The following is a 26,524-nucleotide window of genomic DNA, read 5'->3' on the forward strand; positions in this document are numbered from 1 at the left end:
GGTGAGTAACAGATGTTTGAACATTTGAGCAACCAAAACTTGGTTAAGCTATGCATAAGTTTTGTGATACTCTTTTTATTATCTGGGTGCGGGTGTATTAAGCCAGAAGATTCATCAGGCTTGCGTGAGAAATTGGATATAGTGTCAACAGAGCAGAAATGGGTTGATTCTGGAGTTTATATTTCGGATAAAATAAAAGTAACAGAGATTAATATAGTACCTAATAAGGTTAATTTTTGTTCGCAGTATAAAGATTTTGCAATTGAACCTGGAGTAGGAAACGTTACATTACCGTTTGCGCTTAAAGATGGCGATGCGATAAGCTTTAGTGTTGTTGGAAGTAAAATGTGTAAAAACGATAATGGCACGGTCACCTATAAAAAAATTGACGAGAGTTGCGGTGAAGGAGAGACGGAGTATTTTGCACATGTTTTAAATCAAGAGAATTGTCAAGGTGAAATATGCCCTAATAAATATATCATAGGTAACGCAAAATGGTTGAATGGAAAAGAATACTGGAATCCAAGTTTTGTAAAATCTGATCAAGATGAAAAGGAGATTGAAAATATCATTAATTCTATAAAACAAGGAGAAAATATAGACTGCAGGAGGCTTTCAAGCAGTCAGAAAGTTGAGATAGATACGTACCTTTTAAATCTTGCGTGTGAGAATACATGTTATTATGCCAGTCAAGATTGTGTGCAAATTGAATCTAATACTATAGATGGCAATAAACGTAATGTAGCTAAAAATCTTGCCAACGAACTAGCTGTTGGAAAAGTAAGTAAGGAAGAAGCTATCAAGAAGGCTGTAGATGGTATAATGGGAGTGTTAGATGATAGCAACATAGCTAAAGGACACAGCGATAGTTCAGATGGTGAAAAGGATAAAGTAAATACAGAAAAAAATACCAAGGGAGCTGTGGATGATATAAGAAAAAAGAAAATGAAGAGGATAAAGACTTATATTCCATCGTTAGTAGTGTCAATGGAGAAAGAAGAACTTGAACATGAGCGAGGCAATATACGTACTAATTATGATTATGAAATAAAGAAAAATCACCCCCAAGGTGAGAAATTAACTTTCACCTTTAATACTAAAGGCAAGGGTGGTTTCAATATAAGAGTAACGAAGAACCATAGTCTAAAAAACAACTTATATATAAGCGTTTCTGGTAAATCTCCTGAGTATAACCCTGGTGAAACTCAGGGAGATATACCTATAGACATTAGCAAAGTTTATAATACTCAATATATGGAAGGCTTAAAAGAAAAGCTAAAAGACAAAATAGGCACCATATATTACGGAATAAGAGACCATGGTTGCGATTACAAAAATGAAGGTCAGTTTAGCATTAACCTCACAACTAAAGAGCCACCTGTAAGAACTTTTAGTGCGATATATAATTTTTTTGATGAAAAAGTAAAAATTGCATTTTTTGGTTCCAGTTATAAAAATTCAGAATGGAATCACTCTGAATCTAGTCCCGTGAAGTCTCTTTATCAAAGTTTTGTAGCGTCAAATAGAACAAAGACTATCAGATCCACAATAGTGTCGTTATTAGTGTTATATATAACTTTATATACCCTTTATTACTTTTTTGGATTGTCTCATGCTTCTACATATGAATTTTTAATTATATGTGTAAAGATAGGAGTTATTACCCAATTGCTGAACGATAACAGTTGGAGTTTTTTTTATAACAATGCATTTTCTATTTTTGTTAATGCTCCAAAACAGTTAATAGAAATAGCAAATTTCAGAGGTACAACATCAAATGTTTTTGAATTTCTTGATTTACCGCTCAATAGGTTTTTATCAGCACACTCAGTGTTACTAATAGTATCTCTTATATTCTCTGGTCCTTTGGGTATTGTATCGTTTTGCTTGGTGATTTGGGGTTTGATAACAGTGAGCTTATCGATGTTTAACGCCTTATTTTCTTTTATCACATCTATAGCAATAGTTGCATTATTGCTTTCCTTGGCGCCTCTTTTTATTATTTGCCTTCTATTTGGATATACTAGACAGATGTTTCACAATTGGGTCAAAAATTTAGCAAGATTTGCAATTCATCCGGTAGTGCTTTTAATTTTTATATCATTAATAAGCCAGGTTATGGATTATATTGTGTATTCGGTCTTTAATTTTGAGGTCTGCCCTACATGTATACTTAATCTTAACTTAAAGATTTTTAATCCTTGTATTATTTATGGTTATGCTTCCAAACATGCACCTAATATCACCGCTATGATGGCTTTTGTGATTTTGGGACATGCTATGAAAGCTTTAGTTGAGGCATCTTCAACAATATCTGATTCGTTGTTTGGTGTTTATGTGGCAAGCGAACCAGGAAGGCAATATCAGCAAAGCTTAATGGGAGCAGTAGGTTTAGATGAACAAAGTATCCAAAGAAGAGCAGGTCAGCAATCTGGTACACCAAGTCGAAGACCTCAAATACCACAATCAGCTCAAAGATCAGCACCTAAAATACCGACAAACACAGGAAATCAATGATGAGCAGAAAATCATTATTATTGATACTATGTCTTGTAATTACTGGCTGCACAATGGATTGTGTTGAACCTGGGCTGCAGAGCAGAAATACTAGTGTCAGTATAGATGTTCCAGTTCGTGAAGCTGGCGAAGGAGTTAAAATTCATTGGGTTGATTCTGGTCAAGTAATTAGCAAGGATGAGAAAATCAAATTTACTCTTGGTGGGTCAGTAAATTTTTGTCCTCTTAAAGAAGGGAAAAATCCAAAGAGAGTACTTGTGCCCGCTGTATTTTGTGCTAATGATTTAATACCAAATTACAGTAATAAGTTAATTGATAATGCTAGTCTTGATGAACGAGAAATATGTGGGGATATAGGCTTTGGAAATAATGAATTCTATAGCAATAGACGTTATGTAGATACTGGAATTAAAGCAAATCTTGGTGATAAGTTAAGCTTTAGCTTAGTTCCCAGAGAGATAACGATTAATTATGACAATCCGGAAGGGAAAGGTATCAGCTTTGATGACAATTGCTATAGAGCTGAAGAAAATGATAAAAAAGACAAAGCTACAATAAAAGACATGCTCAATGGAGGAACGTTCTTTTGTGGAGAAAGTGGTAAGAGGACTAAAGTAGAATTTCCTAAGATTAATAAAGAGAACATAGAAGAAAGAAGAGTGCTAGTTGGTAATGGCTACACTCCATATGATAATAAGGTACATTTTAATAAGGATTATATTCAAAATTCATGGATAAATGGTGCATTGTTAGATTTACGACGAACTAAAATAGGACTGGATAAATTATGTAATGGGAAAAAATGTGATTTTAATGAGATAAGCAAGTACAGCTCTTATGAGCTTAATTGTTACTATCAAAATATATGTTACAACGCAAAAGGTATAGGGGAGAATTGCGTCTCTTCTATAAGGTATGAGAAGTATGATAAAAGAAATACATGTGACATGTATTCTCACCTTAAACGTATTGAGGATGAACTAAAAGAGATTGAAGAAAATAAGAGGGATTCTAAGCAGATTGACATTAATTTAATATCAAATTCTAAATTAAACTTCAAAGAGGACAGAGAAGATATTTCTTGGGCTGAGGCTCTTGTTGCAAAAGTTGGTGATCTTAATAATCAGAATACTGCTAAAGGTATTCAATGTTTTCCAGAGAGAAAGGGTGCAAAAGGGGATAATGTGTGTTCGCAAATTGGTGATAATTTTGAACATTTTTCTTTGAAATTAAATCATGATTATAAAATAGATGAAAAAGATATAATACCTGGTAGTAGTGTGATGCTTGCTATAGCAAGCAATGGCAATTACTTTCTTCATAGAGGTGGATATCATGTTGCAGTGACTAGATCATGTAACTTCGATAGTGGTGAAAAACTGTATATGTACTTGGGTGATAGCCCGCCAGAAGATCCATCTGCTCGAAAGACTAATAATTTCAAAAAAGTAAAGAAATTAGATAAAATAACAGAGGATAATGTAGACTATTACATAATAGATGGAAGTCATTTAAAGGATAAAGAGTCTAAAAAGATATACTTTGGTATTAATGTAGAAAACGTAAAGAAAGATGATATTACGGACAAAGAAGGCAAATATTATGAAGATAACAAATACACAGTAAATTTATTTTTAAAAAGAAAAATAAACGATTTTATTTCATCAACTGTAAACAAGATTTTTGATTTCATAACAGACGGGGGTGAAGACGGAATTAAAATTCCATATGAAGTATATAGAAAGGGGCTTCTACAAGGAATAAGAGCTTTGCTTATTCTATACGTTATATTTACTGTTGTTGGCTATATGCTTGGAACAATACAATTAAGTAAATTCGATTTTATTATAAGAATATTCAAAATAGCATTTATAGCTTTTGCTTTTAGTGATAGAAGTTGGGAATTCTTTGGTACAACTTTGTCTGGGCTTTTTGTTGATGGTAGCATTTATTTAGTTGATAGTTTTTCTGGCTATATAGGAGAAGGAGGTAAAAAATTTGCATTCTTAGATTTAACAGCGGGAGTATTATTTACAGGAGAAACATGGCTGAAATTTTTGTCTTTAATGCTATCAGGACCTTTTGGCTTTATTGCATTTTTGGCAATACTTTATGCTACTTTTGTGTTTTTAAGATGCATTATTAGTGCTACGTTTAAGTATGTAATATCTACTGTTTTAGTGGCATTTTTATTGTCATTAGCACCTTTATTTATCGTATTTATTCTATTTCAACAAACTAAAACATTATTTGATAATTGGATAAAAACGCTGGCTCATGTTTCATTGCAACCAGTCATTTTATTTTCATCCTTGTCTCTTTTAAACCAGTTAATGTATTCAGTTCTATACAACCTCACAAATTTTTCTGCATGCTATCAATGCTTAATTAGTGTAAATTTTTTATCGTATGATCTGTGTCTTATGAAATCAATATTACCTCTTGGGTATAGTCCTGGTACTAGTGTTGATGTTGCGTTCAGTACTGGAGAAAGGGCTGGTGGGCACTTTGCAGCATTACCTATAGATCTAATCCAGGCATTTATATATCTCATCATTGCTAGTGCAATGGAAGCTTTTGTTTCTATATCAGAAACTATGGCGCAGGCGTTGTTCAGCTCTGGTTATGGAGTTGCTCAAAGTGTTAGTCATATTTCTAGGAGCGCATCACAAGCTATGCTGTCAACTGTTGGCCTTGATGATAGAACCCAAAATATGATACATAACATCAAGCAGGGAATGAGTAAAGATCGTAGCAAAATTGAAGCTAAATTGCCTGATACACCAAAGCAAGCAGATGGGAAAGGGAGTGCTGGCAGAGAAATGAGCAAATCTGAAACACTAAGCCAGCCAGATAAGCAAAAGGATTCTGATAAAACAAAAGGACAAGTCAAGGAAGATTGATGAGATATATGGAGTAACTAATTAAAAAGATATTTGAAGTAAGGTTTTAGAAATTTATTCTGTATTGGAAAAAGTTTAGGTATGCAATCACGCTTAGGCAAATGTTGGTTTAGGTTATTAATTTTGGTAATCTGTGTTCTGGTTACAGGTTGTAGTAAGAATGATATGCCTTTTCCAAGATGTATATCTGCTGATTATTTTGGTCCTGAACCCATTGCAATTGGTGCTCATTTTTCAAGAGATCATGATGCTTTTGTTCCAGAAGATAGAGAAATTATTGATCCTAATACTGGAGAAATTAATTATGGTTTTCACTCTAATCAAGTGGTGAAGTGGAAAGATACTGGATTTGAAACCAATGGAGATAGTTTAGTAGTACGAGTAAATGGTGCATGGACATCTTGGAGCAATAGTAATAAGAAGAAATCTCAAAGTAGTTATAGTTTGGAAAGTTTGGAGCAGTTAAAATATGCAACCAAATTTGAAAGAGGGGAAGGTGACAACAGTCTGCCTGACTTTCACTTAGTTTGTAATGATTATAAATCTAGCATACAAAAATTTTCAAGTAAGCCTAAAGCAAGTTGCACTGTAAAGTGCAAGTGCATTAATGAAGATGATAGCGCAAATACAGTATCACGTGGTGCTCCATGTTGGTTTACCAACGGTCATGGTGCTTATCTTTTGTTTAAAACGGGGAAAGGTGATCCTAACGAAAATCTAAAGTTAATGCGCGATCCTCAATATCCTACTGTACATCTAGGTTACAACTCCATGGCAGAAAATGGGAGCGGTCTTTTTACTTTAGACAGAGATAACACCATATTACAGGACAGGAATTGTAATACGGTGAGGTTAGAAAAAGGATGGAAAATATATGTAAAGATATTAGATAGATATTATCTAGATAATGCAGGTGGCTACTCTTTTGAATTTTTGAGCGGAGTGCAGAAACCAAGTAACTTTGGATTTTTTGATTACGTTTATAACTATCTAAAATGTGTATTATTGATTAACGAAAATTGTAAAAAGCATTTTGATAGCAATGATCCTGCAGCTGCACAAGCGATATTTCAAAATATAGCTGAAAAAAGTACGAGCTTTCACAATTTTGTTCTTTCCTTGCTTGTTCTATTTATAGTGATTTCATCGCTTCTTTATCTTTTTGGAATGATAAGAGAAACTAAGCATGATATGCTCATCAGAATGATGAAAATCACTCTAGTAATAGTGCTTATATCTCCTGGAAGTTTTAGATTTTTCTATGATCATTTTCTTGTTTTATTTGTTAAAGGTCTTGAACAATTGATAAGCATAATTACTAATTTTGCTCCCAACATGAACACCGGAGGTAATTCAAACGTTGCTCAAGGAAATGAAGCTAAATTGTTTAGCTTCATGGAGGATATGTTTAATAAGTTTTTTGCTTACTCTGTTTGGAAAAAGTTTGCAGCATTTTTACATTATCAAATGTGGGCAAGTCTCCTTATGATACCGGCAATTTTTGTAGGGATTGTCTTATATTTCCTGCTGTGTATGTATGCTTACATAATATTCCTTTCTGGTTTTATGGGTATAGCTTTTCTTGTAGCTATAATGCCGCTATTCCTAATCTCTATTTTATTTTCACCACTGAAAAGTCTATTTGAGGGTTGGATAAAATTCTGTATTAGTTTCTGTTTGCAATCAATTATGATATTTACCCTGCTGTCATTACTTGCTGCGATGATAATGAATACCTTTTATAAACAGTTAGGCTTTACTGTGTGCTATAATAAATGGCTTGAAATAAAGTTATGTGCTCCAAAATGGGTATTTGGTGGTTTTTGTATAATTGATAAAGAATACTTTAGCTGGACTCCAGGGCAAATTTTTGTACCTTATGCTATTGGAGAGGCTTCTCCATTGAACGTAGATAAGAATATAGAAGGTATAGAAAAACTAAGCAGAATAGGTGGTACAGTAAAGTTTACTGGTGGCGCTGGATATATCCCTCTTCCACCAGATTACATTAATAAAGGTTTTCGTTATATAGATTATCCTTTCTTTAATCCAATTCCTGGAACTAAAGATAATCCAGCAGACCACTATATTGCGGAAAGTGATATGATAGTTAGTAATGGCTGTAGTGCAAAAGATCTAGTACGCTTAACAAATAGTTTATCTCATGCATCAGAGAGGGCTGACATTATATTACTGATCAACAATATAGAGAAAAGGATAGGTGATGTTAGTGAAATAATAAAACGCTACTGTCAAGATATAAATAAATGCAATAGTTATAGGGAAATAATTAATGAAATAAGATCTTTAGTGCGGAGTGCGATAAAAAAACAAGGTTGTAGAATACTGAAACTTCATGATTTATATAAGGATCCCAACAGTGAATACTGTCAGAAATGTAAAGATTGTGAGGATTGCAAAAATTATAAAGAAAATAGTGATTACCAAAGGGTGCAAGACATACAGAGAGGTTATTTAATCAACGCAGGAGAGATCTTTGTATTGTTCTTGCTTTCGTTTTTGATATTTTCTTTGAAGGAGTTTGTACAACAGATGGGCTCAAGCATTGCCGGTGGTGGGTTTGGTGTTTACAATATATCTAGTATGTATCAAGCATCACCTGTGACTGGTTTAATGCAGGGATTAAAACAACAGATGCAAGATAAAATTGGTGGAGGGCTAGAGTCTTTAGGTAATTGGGCTACTCATGTACCGGACAGATTAGCTGGAGGTACAGCTAATTTGCTAGGTAGAATACCAGGAGTTGGGGGTGTGCTGAAATATGCTATTAATGTGCCACGTAAGCTTGTAGGTGCTACTATTGAAGCAACAAAATTTGCAACATCACCTAAAAATGATGTTGATAAGCTTGAGGAAAAAATCTACAGGGCGTTTGGAATTGATAAAGAAGATATTGCACATAGAAGAATTGATAAATATTTAGAATATTATAAAGGATATGTAGGATCACATTTGGGCTATACAATAGAAGATGCTATGAAGTTTACTTGGGAACATGGTCTCGACTCTATAGGAATTAACCCTGCTACAGGAGAAAAGGATGGTTACCAGCATAATCTACTCTATAGAGCAAAAACATATAGACGGGAATTTCTTGAGAAGCTTCATGACTACACTATTGGCCGCAAGAGAGAACCAGAAGAAGATGAATCATCAAAAGAAAATAAGCCTAATCAATCAAATCGAAAATTAGGTACGGAACCAGAAACCCTAAAAAACACTACAGAAGCTATAGAAAGACGTGCCGAAAGATCTAGAAAAAAAGAAGAAAGAGATCAGAATGATGTTGATGATTTTGGGTCTGTTTTTGAAGGTATGGAAAAGCGTACTGAAAGAGAAGGAAGAAGAAAGCAAAATGAGGTTTACAGTCCTTTATCACTTTTTGAGATGAATACTCCAGAAGCGATAGAAAAACGTTCTGAGAGAGCTAGAAAAAAAGAAGAAAGAGATCAGGAAGACAAAAGTTATGATACCTCATCACTTTTTGGAGAAGACAGAGAACGTGAGGGTAGTGAAAGAGCTGATAGCAGAGGTGATAATGACGAGGAATCTTAATTTTAAAGGACTAAGTTATTATGGTCTTCAGCAAGACGAAGATGGTAATATCAAGTTAAACGATTACAATGATGTTTTAAATGCGCGCAGAGCGAGGGTAGATTTGTTACTAGATAGCACTAAGCAAGGTGATGTTAGTCTTTCAAAGCTAAATAAAGCTCTGAATGAGAGACTTATAGATGATAAAGGGCTATCGTCAGAATTTGACAAAGAAGACAAAGAAATTGCACAGAAGGAGCTTAAGATGTTCTCTATTTTAGACGATCTTGATAATCTTGCAAACATTGAAAGTGAAGATCTATTAGAGGTTAGTTTGTTACTATCAGATCTTAGTTTTATAGAGAGAAATATTGTGTTGAATGCCGATCAGAGTTCTGATCTAATAGGGTTCAAAAGTCTATTTATAGAAAAAAAAGCATCTGGTGAGGAATATAGTGATGAAGAGTGTCACAATTTCCTCGATAGTATAGAGAAAATCAATACTTTAATTAAGTTAGAGTTAGAAAGTAGAATTGAAGGGATGGGTCATGATGAAAAAAACAACCATGATGATTTACAAGACGAGATTGGTCGTGCAATCAGTATAGAAAATAAATCAAAGAAAAGCGATTGATCTTGCGTTCCTCCACAAGCAACCTTCTTTCTATTAGACTGCTGAAGCTATGTTGACATTAAATGTGTATTATAAATAATTAGTTAACTTCGAACTTGTTTTATATGTTACGTGTTATTGCGGGTAAATATCGTGGAAGAAAAATAACTACAGGCAAGAATTTAGCTGCACGGCCCACTATGAGTAGTGTCCGAGAAGCAATATTTAGTATACTTTCTTCAAGAAAACCTATTTATAACCTAAATGTACTTGATTTATTCTGCGGAAGTGGCTCTTTTTCATTTGAAGCACTTTCTCGAGGTGCTAAACATGCATTCATGGTAGATTCAGATTATTACAATTTGCAACTGCCTAAAAAAACAGCAGAAGATTTTGGAATTACGAGCGATATCACGTTAATTTGTTGCAATGCTAACGGATTACCAAGACCTATTTCAAAGTGCGATATAGTTTTTATGGACCCACCTTATAATATCAATCTGGTTAACTCAACTTTAGACGAGTTAGCTCACTCAGGCTGGTTAAATGATAATGCGTTAATAATTCTAGAAATGAGGAAAAATGAAGGTTTTGAGTGCAATAAAAACTTCAATATAATTGTGGAGCGTACCTACGGTATTGCAAAAATAATTTTTCTTTCTTCACTCACTTGAATTTCTTTTGTAAACATCTATAGCTAAGCTAAGTAAGATTTTTCCGAGGACTGAAAGAAAAAATCAATTCGTTTTGTTGGGAATAGGGTGTGTAACAGCAAATCAATACGAGTTGATATACTAGAAGAAGCAGTATGGAAAGAAATGAAGATGGTACTCAAAGAACCAGAGGCAATGACTAAGGAATATCAGCTCAGACTCGTAAAACATGAAAGTACGCAAGCAAAGGATTAACTTGAAAAGCGTGCAAGTAAAATAGAACAAGGTATAGAAAAATTAGCTTATGTATATGCAAGGGGTCATATAACGAAGGAAAAGTATGACTTAGAAGTTGAGAGCATGGAAAAGGAGTTAAAGGAATCAGAGATCAAAGGGAAGAAGCTATCGATGAAAAGAGGCTACAGAGAGAATTAGATTTTATCACAAACAGTGTAGAAAGTTTTTCCTCTGAGAGAGCTTAATCAAGCAGACTATGAAACTAAACTTGATATAATAAGAAAGTTAGTTCAACGCATTGAAATTGACGATGATAACGTACATATAGTGTTTCGATTGAAAGAACTTACTCTCGAAAGGCAAAAAAAAGTGTTCAACATTGTATCGGGATGCCAGTGTCAGCTACTTGCATGACATCCTCTTGTGTATCCGTTCAGGAGAGTGGTTTAAGAAACAATAGATAAGAGGTTTTGGAAAGGATTGAGACCCCTTTGTTTCCATGTTAAGTATAACGAAATTATCCGTTCAAGGAATGCATTTCCCCGCTTTGATTGTGTAAAATACGAATTTTTGCGGTAAACGACATAATGCCGTATCTGCTGTTCAGCATGGTTGTTTGTCAGCGGAATGTTTTTTGGGTCATCTAAAAAATTCCACATCATTCTTTCAGATTTCAAAATATTTTTCGCAACTCGAGAGGCTCCAATTGCTTCAGGTAAGTAGGATATTTCCTTCAAGTAATACCTTGTACGTTTTCGCAACTTTCTGGCACGTCTGGCAAATCTAAAAACATCTATCTCATTTTTTAGCAAAGCCTTTTTTAGTGCAAATAATTCAGTAGCTACATTTCTTAAGTAACAGCCAAGAACTTTGACTTCAATATTCCAACTATGCGCTAATCTTTCAAAATCCCTTGCTAAGTGTGCCCAGCAGATTTGCCTTTTTTCATCAGCAAAGTAATTGTATACTGCGTACCTGTCGGTTACCACTAAGCTATTATGATTGCAGCATGCGTTATTTTTTAAAACTTTCATTCCTCTTGACTCTGTCAACTTCACAAAACTTGCCGTATTGCTTGCAAACATCCAACACCAAGCGAGTTTACCTTTGTTATAATGGCTCGTTTCATCAATATGTAGAACTTTACTCCTACTTATCTCTTGTTCGATCTGCTCATACATTTTTTTGCATTTTGAAGCAACTCTATGTTCACTATTTGATATGCTAACGACGCTTATGTTCAAATTGAAGATATCATTTACGACACTCGCTATTTCGCGTTTTGAATTTTTGTAGAATCCGCTGAACGCTGCAATTATTGACTTAACCCTTGGACCAAATGTATCTGACGTAACACCTTCTGGTAACTTACTGCTTCTTCTTTTTCCGCATCTCCGGCAACGACCATGCTCCATCTGATATTCCACTACATAAGGCCTAATTTCCGGAAGATCAACTTTTTGATGAATGTACGGTCCATTGCATATTGCAATCCCTCCTCCGCATTCACAAGTAGATGACAACTTTACTTTTATCACCTCATCTGCATCCATTTTGGCGCGAAAACTTCCTTTATGACCAACCTGACCACCAACGTTTCTGTCGCTCTTTGGCTTGTCCTTTTTTATTTTGTACAACTCTCTAGAGCTTGGTAGAGATGAATTTTTCGAGTTTAAACCAAGCCTTTCCTTTAATTCAGCGTTCTCTATCTTTAAAGCCTTGTTCTCTGCTTTTAAACTTTCATTCTCCCTTTCCAGCTTTTCTATTTTTGCTTCTAACTTTTCTATTTTTTGCTGTAAATTTTTGCAAAGCTCTAAAAGGTTTACCACATTACCTCACTTTTGCTCTATGATTATCTTTTTAGATCACCTTGTCTACCTTATTCTGCCACTCCGCTGAACGGATACCCTCTTGTTTCTATAGGTGTCTTTATCTCGTCTACTTTATTTTGCCACACAGATACAATGGTTTCACATGTACTTGGTAGGCTATCTATTTTGACAAAGAAGGACTACCAACACCTTCAGCGTTTGCATCACTAAACTTACTTGCTACTTTATCAATAGTCCAAACGAGTGGCGTAACAACGAGCGCAGCAGCCCAAATAACAGCACTAACAACATAACTCAAAACTGTGTTAACAAATTTAGATAATGCACTACTATGGTCCCATGCCTTACATGACAACATGAATGAATAATCTATTAACGATTTTGTGTTACGCTTAAGATCAAAACTATCTACTACTTTCGCTAATCCTTTTGCCGGCCAGTATGACAAATACGCCAATGCTAGATATAAAGGTTGCAGAATTACACTAGCTAACGCAAAAGTAATAATCCCAATCATAGAAGGATTTTTTTTGTAACTACCAAGAGCTACATTTTTCACTGGCCCAACAACACTGTTGATAAGGTAAACGGATTTATAGAAACTATTTTGTGGAATTTTGTTACATCCAACACTTTTGGTAGGAACATCTCCGAATTTAACATATTTCTTAAAATTACTATATGAACTTGGCATATTAACCCTCTAAAAATAAAAAAATAGTTACCTTATCAGTATAGATTATTTTAGAATAACTGCAACAAACATCACTAAATTATCTGTTGCGCAAAAGCACATATTACCATACCATCGAAAATAAAGAGGTCAGCATGAGTTTTACTTTACCTGAGCTGCCATATGATAAAGCAGCTTTAGAACCTTACATATCTGCAAATACATTGAATTTTCATTATGATAAGCACCATAAGGGATATTTAAATAAACTCAACGAACTGGTTGAAAACACAGATTATCAACATATGGAAATTGAGGAATTAGTAACGAAAGTTCATGGAAATAATAATACAGTTCCTATTTTTAACAATGCAGCACAAGTTTGGAATCACACTTTTTATTGGAATTCAATGAAAAAAAATGGTGGTGGTGAGCCTAAAGATGATGGTCTTCTAGCAAAAAAAATTCAAGATGATATTGGTGGCTTTGACAAATTTTGTGAAGAATTTTCAAATTATGGAGTAAGCCAATTTGGCAGTGGATGGGTGTGGTTAGTGCTTGAAAAAGGAAAACTCAAAATCACTAAAACTCCAAATGCGGATCTACCGCTAATTTATGGCCAGGTGCCACTACTTACTATGGATGTATGGGAGCATGCATACTATTTGGATTGCCAAAATCGCAGAATTGACTACATAAAAGTTTTTCTTGATCATTTGATCAATTGGGATTTTGTAGAAGAGAATTTAAAGAAGAATATATAAGATGAATATACCACAAGTAACAAAACTAGATAATGGTCTGTGCATAATAACTGAGCGAGTGCATGAAGTTGATTCCGTAGCTTTAAATATACGAGTTGGTGTTGGCAGTAGAGCTGAAAGTGCAAGCCAAAATGGAATATCTCATTTCCTAGAGCACATGGCTTTCAAAGGAACAAAGACAAGAACTGCTTTTGAAATTGCAAAAGCTTTTGACGACATAGGTGGAGCTTTCAATGCTTGCACCGGTAGAGAAAGTACAAGTTATTACGCAAAGGTTCTTAAAAAAGATATAAAGACTGGTATTGATATATTAATAGATATATTAATGAATTCTACATTTCCAGAGGATGAATTGGAACGCGAAAAGGGTGTTGTAATACAAGAGATTTTTCAAACTAATGATTCACCGAGTGATATCATTTTTGATAAGTATTTTGAAGCAGCTTATAAAGATCAACCATTTGGTAGGTCAATCTTGGGTACGCAAGATACTGTCAAATCTTTTACTCGAGCTAATCTAGATAACTACATAAATGAGCATTACTTTGGCGAGAACATTATATTTGCTGTTGCAGGAAATGTTGAACATGAGGAGGTTGTTCAATTAATCAAAGACTTTCTCTCAAAGATTCATTCAAAAGAGCTGAAAAAAAGCGAGAATGCAAGTTATACCGGTGGTGAGTATTTAGAACATCGTAAATTAGATCAAGTACATTTATTAATTGGTCTACCTAGTGTTTCTCGTGATGATAATAGATATCACACATTCAAAGTTCTTGATGCCATACTGGGAAGTGGCATGTCATCACGCCTGTTTCAGGAAGTAAGAGAAAAGCAGGGGCTTGCTTATTCCATTTACTCATTCAACTCTAGCTATGCTGATACAGGAATGCTTTCGATTTTTGCTGGTACAGATAGCAGTAATCTAGATAAGCTTTTGAAAGCTATAACGACAGAGTTGAAGAAATTGTCTACAGATGATTTAAAGGAAGAAGAAGTAAATAGAGTAAAAGAACGAGTAAAATCTCAAATTTTAATGTCACGCGAAAGTGTTAGCTCGCGTGCTGAAACGTTAGGACACTACTACGGTAACTATAATAAATACATCAGTAAAAACGAATTAATAGAAAAAATTAGTGCTGTTACTATTTACGATATAAAAAAAGCAGCAGAAGAATTGCTATCTCAGCATGAAAGAATTACTTTAGCTGCGATTGGAGAAATTAATTCATTGCCAAGTTACGATAAAGTGGTTTCTATGCTTAGTGTACTTTAATTATGTTGCTTATGCTCACTAAAAGTATCCGTTCAGGAGAGTGGTTTAAGAAACAATAGATAAGAGGTTTTGGAAAGGATTGAGACCCCTTTGTTTCCATGTTAAGTATAACGAAATTATCCGTTCAAGGAATGCATTTCCCCGCTTTGATTGTGTAAAATACGAATTTTTGCGGTAAACGACATAATGCCGTATCTGCTGTTCAGCATGGTTGTTTGTCAGCGGAATGTTTTTTGGGTCATCTAAAAAATTCCACATCATTCTTTCAGATTTCAAAATATTTTTCGCAACTCGAGAGGCTCCAATTGCTTCAGGTAAGTAGGATATTTCCTTCAAGTAATACCTTGTACGTTTTCGCAACTTTCTGGCACGTCTGGCAAATCTAAAAACATCTATCTCATTTTTTAGCAAAGCCTTTTTTAGTGCAAATAATTCAGTAGCTACATTTCTTAAGTAACAGCCAAGAACTTTGACTTCAATATTCCAACTATGCGCTAATCTTTCAAAATCCCTTGCTAAGTGTGCCCAGCAGATTTGCCTTTTTTCATCAGCAAAGTAATTGTATACTGCGTACCTGTCGGTTACCACTAAGCTATTATGATTGCAGCATGCGTTATTTTTTAAAACTTTCATTCCTCTTGACTCTGTCAACTTCACAAAACTTGCCGTATTGCTTGCAAACATCCAACACCAAGCGAGTTTACCTTTGTTATAATGGCTCGTTTCATCAATATGTAGAACTTTACTCCTACTTATCTCTTGTTCGATCTGCTCATACATTTTTTTGCATTTTGAAGCAACTCTATGTTCACTATTTGATATGCTAACGACGCTTAGTATCCGTTCAGCGGAGTGGCAGAATAAGGTAGACAAGGTGATCTAAAAAGATAATCATAGAGCAAAAGTGAGGTAATGTGGTAAACCTTTTAGAGCTTTGCAAAAATTTACAGCAAAAAATAGAAAAGTTAGAAGCAAAAATAGAAAAGCTGGAAAGGGAGAATGAAAGTTTAAAAGCAGAGAACAAGGCTTTAAAGATAGAGAACGCTGAATTAAAGGAAAGGCTTGGTTTAAACTCGAAAAATTCATCTCTACCAAGCTCTAGAGAGTTGTACAAAATAAAAAAGGACAAGCCAAAGAGCGACAGAAACGTTGGTGGTCAGGTTGGTCATAAAGGAAGTTTTCGCGCCAAAATGGATGCAGATGAGGTGATAAAAGTAAAGTTGTCATCTACTTGTGAATGCGGAGGAGGGATTGCAATATGCAATGGACCGTACATTCATCAAAAAGTTGATCTTCCGGAAATTAGGCCTTATGTAGTGGAATATCAGATGGAGCATGGTCGTTGCCGGAGATGCGGAAAAAGAAGAAGCAGTAAGTTACCAGAAGGTGTTACGTCAGATACATTTGGTCCAAGGGTTAAGTCAATAATTGCAGCGTTCAGCGGATTCTACAAAAATTCAAAACGCGAAATAGCGAGTGTCGTAAATGATATCTTCAATTTGAACATAAGCGTCGTTAGCATATCAAATAGTGAACATAGAGTTGCTTCAAAATGCAAAAAAATGTATGAGCAGATCGAACAAGAGATAAGTAGGAGTAAAGTTCTACATATTGATGAAACGAGCCATTATAACAAAGGTAAACTCGCTTGGTGTTGGATGTTTGCAAGCAATACGGCAAGTTTTGTGAAGTTGACAGAGTCAAGAGGAATGAAAGTTTTAAAAAATAACGCATGCTGCAATCATAATAGCTTAGTGGTAACCGACAGGTACGCAGTATACAATTACTTTGCTGATGAAAAAAGGCAAATCTGCTGGGCACACTTAGCAAGGGATTTTGAAAGATTAGCGCATAGTTGGAATATTGAAGTCAAAGTTCTTGGCTGTTACTTAAGAAATGTAGCTACTGAATTATTTGCACTAAAAAAGGCTTTGCTAAAAAATGAGATAGATGTTTTTAGATTTGCCAGACGTGCCAGAAAGTTGCGAAAACGTACAAGGTATTACTTGAAGGAAATATCCTACTTACCTGAAGCAATTGGAGCCTCTCGAGTTGCGAAAAATATTTTGAAATCTGAAAGAATGATGTGGAATTTTTTAGATGACCCAAAAAACATTCCGCTGACAAACAACCATGCTGAACAGCAGATACGGCATTATGTCGTTTACCGCAAAAATTCGTATTTTACACAATCAAAGCGGGGAAATGCATTCCTTGAACGGATAATTTCGTTATACTTAACATGGAAACAAAGGGGTCTCAATCCTTTCCAAAACCTCTTATCTATTGTTTCTTAAACCACTCTCCTGAACGGATACTTGAATTTTTGTAGAATCCGCTGAACGCTGCAATTATTGACTTAACCCTTGGACCAAATGTATCTGACGTAACACCTTCTGGTAACTTACTGCTTCTTCTTTTTCCGCATCTCCGGCAACGACCATGCTCCATCTGATATTCCACTACATAAGGCCTAATTTCCGGAAGATCAACTTTTTGATGAATGTACGGTCCATTGCATATTGCAATCCCTCCTCCGCATTCACAAGTAGATGACAACTTTACTTTTATCACCTCATCTGCATCCATTTTGGCGCGAAAACTTCCTTTATGACCAACCTGACCACCAACGTTTCTGTCGCTCTTTGGCTTGTCCTTTTTTATTTTGTACAACTCTCTAGAGCTTGGTAGAGATGAATTTTTCGAGTTTAAACCAAGCCTTTCCTTTAATTCAGCGTTCTCTATCTTTAAAGCCTTGTTCTCTGCTTTTAAACTTTCATTCTCCCTTTCCAGCTTTTCTATTTTTGCTTCTAACTTTTCTATTTTTTGCTGTAAATTTTTGCAAAGCTCTAAAAGGTTTACCACATTACCTCACTTTTGCTCTATGATTATCTTTTTAGATCACCTTGTCTACCTTATTCTGCCACTCCGCTGAACGGATACACCTCATTAGATATATTCAATTTGACTGATCATAGTGCGATGCCACCACACTCTCTTCTTCATCAGAATGTAATTGATAACTATTATCACTCAGCAATTTTTCGTCATAAGTCTCAATATCAAAATATTTTTCATATTTATCTATATTTTCACAAAGCGAAAGTGCTTTCACCTTATTCATAATCAGACCCGTACCAGCAGGAATTAACCTTCCTACTATAACATTTTCTTTTAACCCACTCAAAGGATCACTCTTTCCGCAAAATGCTGCTTCCGTAAGTACTTTTGTTGTTTCTTGGAAAGAGGCAGCAGAAATAAAGGAATTAGTTTCAAGGCTTGCTCTAGTAATTCCCTGCAGAATAGGAAGATAATGAGCAGGTCGTTTTCCAGAGTTATTCATAGCATCATTTTCTCTATCAATTTCCAGCCTGTCGATATTTTCTCCAATTAAGTACATAGTATCACCAGGATCGGTAATTTCTACTTTTTGTAGCATTTGCTTTAAGATCACTTCTAAATGCTTGTTATCTATGCGCACACCTTGCAATCTATAAACTTGCTGTATTTCAGAAATCATATAGTGTGCTAACGCTTCTAACCCAAGCACACGTAGAATATCATGAAGATCAGGATCGCCATCCATCAATAAATCACCTTTACGCACAAAATCACCTTCATTGACTATTACATGCTTACTTCTTGATACTAAATACTCAACTTGAGAAGCTTGCTCATCTACAGGTTTAATTACTACACTGCGTTTTCCTCTACGGTCTTTTTCAGAGAACGTTACATAGCCATCTATTTCACTAACGATAGCATGCTCTTTAGGACGACGTGCTTCAAATAATTCTATAACCTTAGGCAAGCCACCAGTAATATCACGAGTTCTAACTGACTCTCTCGGCGTTCTTGTGATAACATCACCTGCATGAACCTTTTGGCCATCCTGTACATTAAGCACTGCACCAACTGGTATAAAGTAACATGCTTCCACACCACTTGAAAGTGTTATTACTTTTTCATTATCATCAAGCAGTGCAATACGAGGACGTAAATTAGCTACACCAGAGTGCAATTTCCAATCTTTTACTACTCTATTTGATATTCCTGTAGATTCATCCATCACTTCAGTGATTGAAATTCCATCTTTTAAATCTTGGTAAGATATTGTACCACTCTTTTCCGTAATAATAGGTAGTGTATACGGATCCCATTCCGCAACTTTATCACCAATTTTTACTAACTCACCCTCATTTACATAAAGTTTAGCACCATAAGGCACACTGTGCTTCAATTTTTCACTACCAAGGCTATCAATTAAAACGACTTCACAGGAACGGCTTATCACAATTTTATTTCCGTTTTTATCTATAATTATATTACTATTGTTTAGTTTTATTCTAGCATTAATAGAAGCTATAATATTTGAGGATTCAATACCTCTAGTCATTACCCCACCTATATGGAAAGTACGCATCGTTAACTGAGTACCTGGCTCTCCAACAGATTGAGCAGCGATAACACCAACTGCTTCACCTATTGAAACAATTTTACCAGTTGCAAGGTCTCTTCCATAACACAAAGAACACACACCAGGACTTATTTCACAAGTTAAAGGCGATCTAATTTTTATAGCATCAAGACCTGCAATGTTGATTTGCTTTACTTTACCTTCATCAATTAATTCCCCTGCTTTTAATAATAACTCTTTGGTTACTGGGTTATATATATCATTTGCAGCTGTTCTACCCAGTACAACACTCTCTAGAGATGCAACTATAGTACTACCTTCAACTATAGCTCTTACAATAAGGCCATTTTTCGTTTTACAGTCATGTTTTGTAACTATGCAATTTTGAGATACATCAACCAAGCGACGAGTTAAGTATCCAGAGTTTGCAGTTTTAAGTGCAGTATCAGCTAAACCTTTACGCGCACCGTGAGTAGAATTAAAGTATTCAAATACATTTAATCCTTCGCGAAAATTAGAAATTATAGGTGTTTCTATAATTTCACCAGAAGGTTTGGTCATTAACCCTCGCATTCCTGCTAACTGCTTCATCTGGGAAGTAGAACCTCTTGCACCTGAGCTAACCATCATATATATTGAATTGTACTTACTATTTTCATCATACACAGATATCGCTTTTAACATATCATTCGCTATTATATCTGTGCACTTAGACCACTCATCTATAACTTTATTATACCTCTCACTTTTAGTGATTAGTCCGTCTTGATACTGTGCAGAAAATTTCTTAATTTCACCCCTTGTATAATCAACGTGTGTAGCTTTAGTTTCAGGTATGACCATATCGCAACGACTAAAAGAAGTACCAGAAAATGTAGCATACTCAAAGCCAAGTGTCATCAATTTATCAGAAAATACCACTGTAGCACTTTGACCGCAGCTACGATATACTAAATCAACAATACTAGTTATTTCCTTAACTGTTAATACCTGATTTATTAAATCGAAGCTTAGATTCTCATGTTTAGGAAAAATCTGCCATAATATTAAACGTCCAGGAGTTGTACAAATAGTTTTATACTGAATGTTTCCATCGCTATTGATGTATTCCATTTTGTACTTTATATGAGAATGAATATGTAGAGTACCGTTGTTTAAGGAATGCTCAACTTCACAAAAAGAACAGAAAAGTGGTAAATCATCCTCCTTAAGTTGCTGTAAAGTTAGGTAGTATATACCAAGCACTATATCTTTACTAGGAACTATAATCGGTCTTCCATTAGAAGGACTTAAAACGTTATTAATTGACATCATCAACACTCTAGCTTCAAGTTGAGCTTCCAATGAAATTGGCACATGTACCGCCATTTGATCACCATCAAAGTCAGCGTTAAATGCTGTACAAACAAGTGGATGAAGCTGTATTGCTTTACCTTCAATAAGGACTGGCTCAAAAGCCTGAATACCAAGCCTATGTAGCGTAGGCGCTCTATTTAGCAAAACAGGATGCTCTTTTATTACTTCTTCAAGCATATCCCAGACTTCTGGCTTTTCTGCTCTTATTAACTTACTAGCAAATTTAATAGTTGGAGCCATTCCATATATTTTAAGCCTTGAGTAAACAAAAGGCTTGAATAACTCAAGGGCCATTCTTTTCGGTAATCCACACTGATTTAGTTTTAAAGTTGGACCAACAACTATTACAGAACGTCCAGAATAATCTACCCTTTTTCCTAAAAGATTCTGACGGAAACGACCTTGCTTTCCTTTCAGCATATCGCTAATAGACTTTTTATATCCAGTAGCGCCAGCTTTATTTACCAGAGCATTACGACGACTATTATCAAAAAGAGAATCAACTGCCTCTTGTAACATTCTTTTCTCATTACGAATCATAATCTCAGGAGGATTCAAACTTAACAATTTTCTCAATCTATTATTTCTATTAATAATAGTTCTATAATGATGATTTAAATCAGAAACTGCAGGTCGACCACTTTCAAGCGATACCAAGGGACGCAAGTCAGGTGGTAAAATAGGTATAGCTGTAAGTATCATCCACTCAGGTCTGTTTCCAGACTTGATAAAATTTTCAACAATACGTAATCTCTTTATAATTTTCTTTCTTCTCATTTCAGAAGCAACAGACTCTAACTCCTGTCTTAAATTCTTCCTAATTTCATGTAAATCAAGGCGTATTAGCAATTCTCTTATAGCTTCAACACCTTGCATAGCTATAAAGCTATCGACCCCATAGCTATCTTTAGCTTCATTATAAGCTTTCTCACTAATAATTTCACCTTTTTCAAAAGAGGAAACAAGAGGATCTATTACAACATAATTATCACTATATAAAATACTTTCGATATCTCTAAGAGACATATCTAATAATGCTCCAATTCTTGAAGGAAGTGACTTCAAAAACCATATATGAGCAACAGGAGATGCAAGCTCTATATGACCCATTCTTTCTCTTCTTACTTTAGAAGATGTAACTTCTACTCCACATTTTTCGCATATACGGCCCCTATGTCTTCTTTTTTTGTACTTTCCACATAAACATTCATCATCATTGACAGGACCAAAAATTTTAGGACAAAATAATCCACCTTTCTCAACTTTGAATGTACGGTAGTTTGCAGTTGAAACATCTGTTATCTCTCCATAAGACATACGTTTAATACTTTCAGGGCTAGCAATGGAAATGCTAACTTCATTAAAAGATTGTGCGATATTAGTGTGAGATATATCTTCAATTACTATGTCATTTTGCTTCAAATCCACATTAAAACACAAGGAACGCAACTCTTTTATCATGACATTAAAGGATTCAGGAATTCCACATTCAAAGTTACTGTCACCTTTTATTACCGATTCATAAATCTTAACCCTGCCATTAATGTCATCAGACTTCACAGTTAACATTTCCTGCAAAGTGTAAGCAGCACCGTAGGCTTGCAGTGCCCAACATTCCATTTCACCAAAACGCTGACCACCAAAATGAGACTTTCCTCCAAGAGGTTGTTGAGTAACCAAACTATAAGGTCCTACTGAACGCGCATGAATTTTACCATCTACTAAGTGATGCAACTTAAGCATGTACATGTAACCAACTGTAACTTTGCGATCAAACTTCTCACCCGAGCAACCATCATATAATACAACTTGCCCAGAGTTATCCAATCCAGCAAGTTCAAATAGCTTTACTATTTGTTCATCTTTTGGACCTTCAAATACAGGTGCAGTAACAGGAATGCCATCACGCAACTTATACGCAAATTCAATGAGGTGATTATCATTAATATCGCGAATGTTATTACAAATAGATAAATTACTGCCACAACTATAAACCTCAATCAGGAAGTGACGTAAACTACTGTGTGCATCTTTACAAGAGTTGAAATAATTCTCTACTAATGTAGTCAATTCATTATTTAATTCATCCTTATTAGGCGTATCTAAAATAGAAGCCGTTATTTCATCATCATTAATATCCTCAAATTTTTTATTATCAAGATATAATGCTGCAAATTTTTCAAAATCATCATCACTGAGAGATCTAATTGCCTCACAAAAAGCACGTTTGATTTTATTGATCTCATCAAGAATATTGCCTACTTTTTCTCCTAATTTTTTACAAGCCCAACCTACATGCGTTTCCAATATTTGACCTACATTCATTCGCGAAGGAACGCCAAGAGGGTTAAGAATAATATCAATAGGAGTACCATCTTCTAAATAAGGCATATCTTCTACTGGAACAACTCGAGAAATCACACCTTTATTTCCATGTCTACCAGCCATTTTATCCCCTGGCTGCAAACTATGTTTTACAGCAATAAAAACTTTTACTGACATCGACACACCTTGAGGCAGATCATATCCTTCATGCAATTTTTCTACTTTTCGCTTAAAGTTTGCTATCGCATGTGATACTTTTTCATCAAAATCTTTTTTTAAGCTCTCAACTTGCTTAGAAATAGATTGGTTTTTCAATCCTATATCCCACCATCCCTCACGTTCAATAAAATTAATACTTTCTCGATCTTGCGAGCCAGAATTAATAAGAATTTTTCTTAATTCATCATAGAAATATTGATTAATAACATTGATTATATGGTCCCGCTCTTTCTCAAAATCATTTACCTCTTTTTGCTTAATAAGAAACGCCCTTTCGTTTTCTTCTTCCCCTCTGCGTGTAAAGACCTGCACATCAATCACTATCCCTTCAATATCTGGAGATGTATATAAAGAGGAATCCACACAATCAAATGACTTTTCACCAAAAATTGTCATTAACAATTTTGTCTCAGGAGGCAATGAAAGAGAATGCTTAGGTGTAACTTTTCCCACCAAAATATAACCTGGACCAACTCTTGTACCAACCTTTACTATACCACTATCATCCAAGTGATAAAGATTTTCTTCATTAACACCGGGTATGGCACGAGTTATTTTTTCCGACCCTAAAGGAGTGTCATGTACAACACATTCAAATTCTTCTATATGAATAGAAGTAAATAGATCTTTTTTAACAACTTCACTAGAAATAATGATTGAGTCTTCAAAATTATAACCTTGCCAAGACATAAAAGCGACTAGCAAGTTTTGGCCAAGTGCCAATTCACCGTTATTAATAGCAGGACCATCAGCTATCACATCACCTTCCTTAACACAATCACCTACATGCACCAGTGGTTTCTGGTTAATACAAGTATTATGGTTAGAACGCTGAAATTTTCTTAGATGATAAATATCTACATCCAAGTAGTTAATTCCTCCTTTGTCAAAAGCACGTATAACTATAGAGTTACTATCTGAGCTGTCAACTATGCCACCACGTTTTGCTAAAACTACAGCACCAGAGCCAGAAGCTACGAAAGACTCCATGCCAGTAGCAACCAAAGGAGCAGTAGGCTTCAATAAAGGTACAGCTTGACGCTGCATATTTGAACCCATTAACGCTCTATTAGCATCATCATTTTCTAAAAATGGAATTAAAGAAGCAGCAACCGATATTACCTGCTTAGGAGATAAATCAATGTAACTTACTTGATTACTATTTACCATTACAAAGGTACCAGCATACCTACAGTATAACATATCATCAACAAAGCAGTTGTTCTCATCAAGCTTTGCGCTGGTATCGGCTATATAATATAAACCTTCATCTATAGCAGACAGATACTCAATTTGATCAGTAACAACCTTATTAACTACTTTCCTATAAGGACTTTCAATGAACCCATATTTATTAATACGAGCGTATATAGCTAAGCTATTAATTAAGCCTATATTCTGCCCCTCAGGAGTTTCAATAGGGCAAATTCTTCCGTAATGAGTTGGATGAACATCACGCACTTCAAATCCCGCCCTCTCTCTTGTTAAACCACCAGGACCTAACGCTGACAACCTTCTTTTATGTGTTATTTCAGATAATGGATTAGTCTGATCCATAAATTGAGATAATTGGGAAGAGTTGAAAAAATCTCTTAAGACATTGGTTAACACTTTTGGATTTATAAAATCAGATGGAGAGACTTTATCTAAACTAGAAGTAGACATAGAATCAACTACTGCCCGTCCCAATTTTAATAATCCAGTTCTAAATTGATTTTCTATAAACTCTCCAACTGAACGGACTCTTCTATTTGCTAAATGATCAATATCATCTACAGATCCTTGACCATCACGTAACAATACTATTTTTCTTATAATTTCAATAATGTCTTCATGTGTTAAAGTAGTTAAATTTTCCTCATAATTTAACCCAAGGCAAGAGTTAAGTTTTAATCTACCAATATTAGACAAATCATAATATTCCGAACTGAAGAAAAGATTACGAAAAAACTCCTCTACTATCTTTAAAACAGGAACTTCACCAGGACGCAAAACCTTATATATTTCATATAGAGCGTTCTCATAAGACATGTTTTCATCTAAGAAAAGTGTGTTTAATATGTAAGGTCCAACAGAAACATTATCTATGTTCAACACTGATATTTTATCTATAGATAATAATTCAAGCTTTTTTATATCCTCTAATTTTATAGATTCACCAGCAGATAAGACTTTTGTAGAACTAGCACTATCTATTAAATCTTCTGCAAGAAATAAACCACATATAGAATCATAAGGAATTAGATACTCTTTCAATCCGTTATCATATAGATTTTTAGCTAATTTTGAAGTAATACGAACATTAGCTTTAAGTAACACATTGCCTTCAACATTCTTTAAATCAAAAGGAAGCCTCACTCCCTTGAATTTATCAGGGGAAAAAGGTACTCTCCAGCCACTTTTATGTTTTATATACTCTATTTTTTCATAAAATTTATTAAGTATGTCATTATTTGATAAGCCCAAAGCCTTTAATAAAACTGATATTGGCAACTTTCTCTTTTTATCAATACGAAAATACAAATGATCTTTAACATCAAACTCAATATCAAGCCAAGAACCCCTATAAGGAATCACTCTAGCAGAATAGATCAATTTGCCAGAATTGTAAGTTTTTCCCTTATCACTATCAAAAAACACTCCAGGAGATCTATGCATTTGTGAAACGATAACTTTCTCTACGCCATTGATGATGAAAGTACCTTTATCAGTCATCATAGGCAGTTCACAAAAGCGAACCTCCTGCTCTTCAGCAGATTTTATAACAGTTGCAAGCTTAGAATGATCATCATCTTCTTTAATCTCTTGATATTTTTCAAGAGAAACACCATCCTGCATAATAACAAGACGTATAGAAGCAATAACCTGAGCAGAAAAAGTTATACCACGTTTTATACATTCAGACTCACTATACTTAAGATCATCTACCCTACAATTCAAAAATTCGATAGTAGCCCTATGCAAAGGATCAGATATTGGAAAAATTGTATGAAAGATAGCTTCAAGTCTTTCATTACTCTCATTATTAGGAGTAAAGGAATTATATGACCCCTTTTGGACTTTAACCAAATCCAACAAAGAATCTTTTAAATCAATCGACCTGGAATAAGAAACTCTAGGAACAAAAGCACTAGAAGCACACATATAAGAAGAATCAACCATTAAAATACCTTCACTAATTAAA

At 34.8% G+C, this 26,524-nt stretch carries 12 protein-coding genes and 2 pseudogenes; 9 read left to right on the forward strand and 5 right to left on the reverse strand.

Features of this window, described 5'->3' with window-relative positions; genetic code table 11:
* Window positions 1-12 precede the first annotated feature (12 nt).
* From ONG75_RS03770 to ONG75_RS03795, 6 genes are all read left to right on the forward strand, one after another.
* On the forward strand, window positions 13-2,517 hold the full coding sequence (locus ONG75_RS03770) for a TrbL/VirB6 family protein (protein ID WP_264375815.1): 2,505 nt from the start codon (window positions 13-15) through the stop codon (window positions 2,515-2,517).
* On the forward strand, window positions 2,514-5,420 hold the full coding sequence (locus ONG75_RS03775) for a TrbL/VirB6 family protein (protein ID WP_264375816.1): 2,907 nt from the start codon (window positions 2,514-2,516) through the stop codon (window positions 5,418-5,420). Before ONG75_RS03770 ends, ONG75_RS03775 begins: the two co-directional genes overlap by 4 nt.
* Before the next feature lie 81 nt (window positions 5,421-5,501).
* Entirely contained in the window at window positions 5,502-8,996 is a 3,495-nt protein-coding gene (locus ONG75_RS03780) for a TrbL/VirB6 family protein (protein ID WP_264375817.1), read from the forward strand.
* Window positions 8,980-9,609: a WD_0853 family protein gene (locus ONG75_RS03785; RefSeq protein WP_019236666.1), complete on the forward strand. Its 630-nt coding sequence runs from the start codon at window positions 8,980-8,982 to the stop codon at window positions 9,607-9,609. The genes ONG75_RS03780 and ONG75_RS03785 overlap by 17 nt, the downstream gene beginning before the upstream one ends.
* Before the next feature lie 104 nt (window positions 9,610-9,713).
* Window positions 9,714-10,262 (forward strand): 16S rRNA (guanine(966)-N(2))-methyltransferase RsmD, encoded by a 549-nt coding sequence (gene rsmD / locus ONG75_RS03790; protein ID WP_264375818.1) that lies wholly within the window; start codon window positions 9,714-9,716, stop codon window positions 10,260-10,262.
* Window positions 10,263-10,349: 87 nt separating this feature from the next.
* A complete protein-coding gene (locus ONG75_RS03795; RefSeq protein WP_164819305.1) occupies window positions 10,350-10,496 on the forward strand; it encodes a hypothetical protein in 147 nt (48 codons plus the stop codon).
* Window positions 10,497-10,924: 428 nt separating this feature from the next.
* On the opposite strand, the gene tnpC (ONG75_RS03800) is transcribed toward ONG75_RS03795, so the two are convergent.
* Together tnpC (ONG75_RS03800) and ONG75_RS03805 are read right to left on the reverse strand one after the other, a co-directional pair.
* Window positions 10,925-12,307, reverse strand: coding sequence for an IS66 family transposase (tnpC, locus tag ONG75_RS03800; protein WP_264375454.1), 1,383 nt, complete (start codon window positions 12,305-12,307; stop codon window positions 10,925-10,927).
* A 163-nt stretch (window positions 12,308-12,470) separates the two neighbouring features.
* The gene (locus ONG75_RS03805; RefSeq protein WP_264375730.1) at window positions 12,471-13,004 is read right to left on the reverse strand and encodes a hypothetical protein; all 534 of its coding nucleotides are present in this window, start codon (window positions 13,002-13,004) and stop codon (window positions 12,471-12,473) included.
* A 134-nt stretch (window positions 13,005-13,138) separates the two neighbouring features.
* On the opposite strand from ONG75_RS03805, the gene ONG75_RS03810 reads away from it, so the two are divergent.
* Entirely contained in the window at window positions 13,139-13,747 is a 609-nt protein-coding gene (locus ONG75_RS03810) for a superoxide dismutase (protein WP_264375731.1), read from the forward strand.
* A gap of 1 nt (window position 13,748) precedes the next feature.
* Window positions 13,749-15,023, forward strand: a complete 1,275-nt coding sequence (locus ONG75_RS03815) for a M16 family metallopeptidase (protein WP_264375732.1) — start codon at window positions 13,749-13,751, stop codon at window positions 15,021-15,023.
* A gap of 45 nt (window positions 15,024-15,068) precedes the next feature.
* Here ONG75_RS03815 and tnpC (ONG75_RS03820) read toward each other — a convergent pair.
* Window positions 15,069-15,860 (reverse strand): annotated as a pseudogene (gene tnpC, locus ONG75_RS03820) (IS66 family transposase); the annotation flags it as partial.
* 77 nt (window positions 15,861-15,937) lie between these two features.
* On the opposite strand from tnpC (ONG75_RS03820), the gene tnpC (ONG75_RS03825) reads away from it, so the two are divergent.
* On the forward strand, window positions 15,938-17,320 hold the full coding sequence (tnpC, locus tag ONG75_RS03825) for an IS66 family transposase (RefSeq protein ID WP_264375454.1): 1,383 nt from the start codon (window positions 15,938-15,940) through the stop codon (window positions 17,318-17,320).
* A 22-nt stretch (window positions 17,321-17,342) separates the two neighbouring features.
* On the opposite strand, the pseudogene ONG75_RS03830 reads toward tnpC (ONG75_RS03825), so the two are convergent.
* Window positions 17,343-17,888, reverse strand: a pseudogene (locus tag ONG75_RS03830) (DUF6444 domain-containing protein); the annotation flags it as partial.
* 94 nt (window positions 17,889-17,982) lie between these two features.
* A complete protein-coding gene (locus ONG75_RS03835) occupies window positions 17,983-26,502 on the reverse strand; it encodes a DNA-directed RNA polymerase subunit beta/beta' (RefSeq protein ID WP_264375819.1) in 8,520 nt (2,839 codons plus the stop codon).
* Window positions 26,503-26,524: the final 22 nt, after the last annotated feature.

The organism is Wolbachia endosymbiont (group B) of Sphaerophoria taeniata, from assembly GCF_947179355.1.
Classification (GTDB): Bacteria; Pseudomonadota; Alphaproteobacteria; order Rickettsiales; family Anaplasmataceae; genus Wolbachia.

Excerpts from the sequence above, each read along its gene's own strand:
- ONG75_RS03810 (WP_264375731.1), top strand. The coding sequence starts at position 13,139 with ATGAGTTTTACTTTACCTGAGCTGCCATATGATAAAGCAGCTTTAGAA.
- ONG75_RS03835 (WP_264375819.1), bottom strand. The coding sequence starts at position 26,502 with ATGGTTGATTCTTCTTATATGTGTGCTTCTAGTGCTTTTGTTCCTAGA.
- ONG75_RS03785 (WP_019236666.1), top strand. The coding sequence starts at position 8,980 with ATGACGAGGAATCTTAATTTTAAAGGACTAAGTTATTATGGTCTTCAG.
- ONG75_RS03815 (WP_264375732.1), top strand. The coding sequence starts at position 13,749 with ATGAATATACCACAAGTAACAAAACTAGATAATGGTCTGTGCATAATA.
- ONG75_RS03780 (WP_264375817.1), top strand. The coding sequence starts at position 5,502 with ATGCAATCACGCTTAGGCAAATGTTGGTTTAGGTTATTAATTTTGGTA.
- ONG75_RS03775 (WP_264375816.1), top strand. The coding sequence starts at position 2,514 with ATGATGAGCAGAAAATCATTATTATTGATACTATGTCTTGTAATTACT.
- ONG75_RS03770 (WP_264375815.1), top strand. The coding sequence starts at position 13 with ATGTTTGAACATTTGAGCAACCAAAACTTGGTTAAGCTATGCATAAGT.
- rsmD (WP_264375818.1), top strand. The coding sequence starts at position 9,714 with ATGTTACGTGTTATTGCGGGTAAATATCGTGGAAGAAAAATAACTACA.
- ONG75_RS03805 (WP_264375730.1), bottom strand. The coding sequence starts at position 13,004 with ATGCCAAGTTCATATAGTAATTTTAAGAAATATGTTAAATTCGGAGAT.